The 3903-nt window shown below is 70.1% G+C and carries 2 protein-coding genes and 1 pseudogene; 1 reads left to right on the forward strand and 2 read right to left on the reverse strand.

Annotated elements, in window-relative coordinates; translation table 11 throughout:
- The first annotated feature begins 133 nt into the window (after positions 1 to 133).
- The gene (locus AB0M88_RS40595; RefSeq protein WP_364111275.1) at positions 134 to 1264 is read left to right on the forward strand and encodes a cellulose binding domain-containing protein; all 1131 of its coding nucleotides are present in this window, start codon (positions 134 to 136) and stop codon (positions 1262 to 1264) included.
- Positions 1265 to 1335: 71 nt separating this feature from the next.
- On the opposite strand, the gene AB0M88_RS40600 is transcribed toward AB0M88_RS40595, so the two are convergent.
- Positions 1336 to 2964 carry a GMC family oxidoreductase gene (locus AB0M88_RS40600; RefSeq protein WP_364111277.1) on the reverse strand — a complete coding sequence of 543 codons (1629 nt, stop codon included), beginning with the start codon at positions 2962 to 2964 and terminating at the stop codon, positions 1336 to 1338.
- A 93-nt stretch (positions 2965 to 3057) separates the two neighbouring features.
- Positions 3058 to 3591, reverse strand: a pseudogene (locus tag AB0M88_RS40605) (chloramphenicol phosphotransferase).
- Positions 3592 to 3903: the final 312 nt, after the last annotated feature.

Consider the following 3903-nt stretch of genomic DNA (forward strand, 5'->3'; position numbering starts at 1 on the left):
TTGTTTCTTTCGGGGGGGCTGGGGGGGGGCGCCCGGGCGCTCCTCCCACACCAAGATTCCCCTCGTCTCCGTGCCCCGCTCGGGGGGGGGGGCCCCCCCCCCCGACTCTCCCCACTCTCCCCTGGAGTACGGAATGCGACGTGCCATCCGCGCCTTGGCGGCGGCCGCTCTCCTGGCCGGCGCCTCCCTCACCACGTTCACGCTGGCCGGTCCGGCCAGCGCCGACACCCAGATCTGCGACCAGTACGGCTCGACCACCATCGGCGGCCGCTACGTGGTCATGAACAACCGCTGGGGCACCTCGGCCCAGCAGTGCATCAACGTGACCTCGACCGGCTTCTCGATCGCCAGCCAGCAGGGCACCGGCAGCACCAGCGGGGCCCCGGTGTCCTATCCGGCGGTCTACTACGGATGCCACTACACCAACTGCTCGCCCGGCACGGTTCTGCCCAAGCAGCTCAGCGCCATCACCAGCGCGACCAGCAGCATCGACTACACGTTCGTGTCCGGGGCGACCTACGACGCGTCGTACGACATCTGGCTCGACCCGACGCCCAAGAAGGACGGGGTCAACCAGCAGGAAGTCATGATCTGGTTCAACCGGCAGGGCTCGATCCAGCCGATCGGCTCGGTCGTCGGCTCGGCCACGATCGGCGGCCGCACCTGGCAGGTCTGGCAGGGCGGCAACGGATCCAACCAGGTCGTCTCGTACGTGGCGCCGTCGCCGATCAGCAGCTGGAACTTCAGCGTGCTCGACTTCCTCAACGACGTGAAGACCCGCACGTCGGTTACCAGCTCGTGGTACCTGACCAGCATCCAGGCCGGTTTCGAGCCGTGGATCGGCGGGACCGGGCTCGCGGTCAACAACTTCTCGGCCACGGTCAACTCGGGCGGCGGCGGGGGCCCGACCACGGGTCCCACGACCCCGCCTCCGTCCGGCGGCCAGGCGGCCTGCCGCGTCACCTACGGGACCAACGTCTGGAACAGCGGCTACACCGCCACCGTCACCGTCGCCAACACGGGCAGCGCGCCGGTCAACGGCTGGACCCTGGGCTTCACCCTCCCGAGCGGACAGTCGATCACCAGCTCGTGGAGTGCCACGGTGACCGGCACCAGCGGGGCGATCACCGCCCGCAACCTGTCCTACAACGGCTCGATCCCGGCCGGGGGCAACACCTCGTTCGGCTTCCAGGGCACGTACAGCGGCTCGTTCGCCGCGCCCGGCGGCTTCACGCTCAACGGCTCCGCCTGCACCATCGCCTGATCGTCCGGCGGCCCCACGACCCGAGCCGCCTCGTCGCCGATTCTCCGGTGCCGGGGCGGTTCGTCCAATTCTCAATTCCGCAGTGCGCCCGGCGCACCGGCCGGAACAGCCGGCTTTCTCGGCGCCACCGGGGTCACGCGACGGTATTGCGCGCCGGCCGGCGGACGCGGATCGGGCTCGCCCTTGTTGGGCCACAGCGACATCGCGCGCTCGGCGAGCGCGGTGATGGTCAGCGACGGATTCACACCCAGATTGGCCGGTACGGCCGAGCCGTCGACGACGTGCAATCCGTCGTAGCCGAATACGCGGTGATACGCGTCGACCACTCCGTGTTCGGGCGAATCACCGATCGTCGCACCGCCCAGAATATGTGCGGTCATCGGAATGTCGAACACGTCACCGACAGTGCCGCCCGGAAACCCGTCAATCTTGTCGGCGAGCCGTCGCACGACCTCGTGACCGATCGGAATCCATGTCGGATTGGGAGCACCATGCCCCGGTTCGGTGGTAAGTCTTCCGCGCCGGGTTCGACGCACGGTGAGCGAATTGTCGAGGGTCTGCATGACGAGCGCGATGATGGTCCGTTCGCTCCACTGCCGGGCCGACATCGAGCGCGCGAAAACGTACGGATGGCGCAGCGCCTGCCCGACGAATTTCACCGGTCGCGGCAGCCGCCCGCCGCCGTCGACGAGCAACGTCGAGAGCAGGCCCATGGCGTTGCTGCCGGGCCCGTACCGCACCGGCTCGATATGCGTGCTGGCATCCGGATGGAACGACGACGTGATGGCGACGCCCTCGGAGAACGGCCGGGCCGGCCTCGACCGCGCCTCGGCGCCGAGCAGAGCCTCCGAATTGGTCCGGGTCAACGCCCCCAGCCGGCCCGAGATTCGCGGCAGAACCCCCGTGTCGCGCATCGCGTGCAGAATCCGCTGCGTCCCGAGCGCGCCCGCCGCGAGAATCACCTGCCCGGCCGTGAAACGACCTCGCTTCGTCTCGACGACCCACCCGTCCGCGGCCGGCCGCAGCGCGGTCACCTCGGTTTCCGGATGCACGGTCGCGCCGCCCCGTTCGGCCAGGTAGAGATAGTTCAGATCGAGCCGGTTCTTCGCACCCACCCGGCAGCCGATCATGCAGTCGCCGCATTCCGTGCACCCGGTCCGCGCCGGCCCCGCCCCACCGAAATACGGATCGGCCACGGTCTTTCCCGGCTCGCCGAAGAACACCCCGACCGGCGTCCGCCGGAACGTGCCGCCGACCCCCATCTCCTCCGCCACCTGCCGAATGACCAGGTCGGACGGGGTCATCGTGGGCTGCTCGGTCACGCCGAGCATCCGCGACGCCTGGTCGTAATGCGCTTGCAGTTCGGCCGCCCAGTCGGCGATCCCGGCCCACCGCGGATCGGCGAAGAACGCCTCCGGCGGGCGATAGAGCGTGTTCGCATAGACCAGCGACCCGCCGCCGACCCCGGCCGCCGACAACACCACGACATCCTTCAGCAGCGTGATCCGCTGAATGCCCTTCAGCCCGAGCCGCGGCGCCCACAGAAAATTGCGCACATCCCACGACGTCTTCGGCAGCGACTCCGGACCGAATCGCCGCCCGGCCTCGAGCACCCCGACCCGATAACCCTTCTCGGCCAGCCGCAGCGCACTCACGCTGCCCCCGAAACCGCTCCCCACGATCACGACGTCGTAATCCATCACCCGACTCTCGCATTACCCCCCGGTAACCACCAGAGGCTTCGCTTCTCAGATGTACGCGGCGACCAACGCGCGCGGCCCCGCCCGTACGCGTCACGTCACGTGCCGGGCGATGACGCGCGCGCGGTCGAGCGCCTCGGCGTGGGTGGTGTCGACCTCGACGTCGTACACGACGCCTCGGTGCACCACCTCGGCCTGCCGGGCCGCCGTCCCGGCCACCCGGTCGCCCCGCGCGAACTCCCGCGCCTCGGCGACCTCCGGCGAACAATGCACCCCGACCCACAGCACCCGCAGACCGCCGAGGTGACCACGGAGCCGCTCCTGGCCCGCCCGCCCATCGAGAAAGTTGTCGTCGACGATGATGCGCGCCCCCGCCCGGGCCATGGCGGCGACACCGGCCGTCCACGCGGTCTCGAGGGCACGCCACTCGTCGCCGAGAACGACTTGACCGTCCGCCCCGACCGAGATGCCGGAGCCGGAGCCGAGAAGCGAGGGCGGCAGCCGGCCGACCAGATCGTCCACACCCAGGTTGATCTACGGGCGCGGGAGGATCGCCTTGAGGCACCGGACGATCCCGGACTTGCCGGAACTCGACCCCCCGTTCACCACGATCACATCAGTGTCCACTTTCGCCCAGCTCCCCTTCCCACGCTCACCGAACGGACTCCACAGTGTCCCGCTGACGACTGTCGGCTGCGGCGGCCGTCAGCTGCTTCAGCAACGCGGCGAGCCCCGGGCGGCGAACGCCGGGCGGCGAACGCCGGGTTCCGGCGCGTCGAGGACCGGTGCGGCCACCGGGGCGGCCGGGGCGACTTCCGCGTCCGGGTCGTCCGGGACGGACATTGTCGCGCTGACGGCTGTCGGCTGCGCTGGCCGGCAGCTGCTTCAGCGACGCGGCGAGCGCCCGGGCGACGAACACCGGGCGACGAACACCGGGCG

The organism is Actinoplanes sp. NPDC051411 (assembly GCF_040682075.1).
Classification (GTDB): domain Bacteria; phylum Actinomycetota; class Actinomycetes; order Mycobacteriales; family Micromonosporaceae; genus Actinoplanes.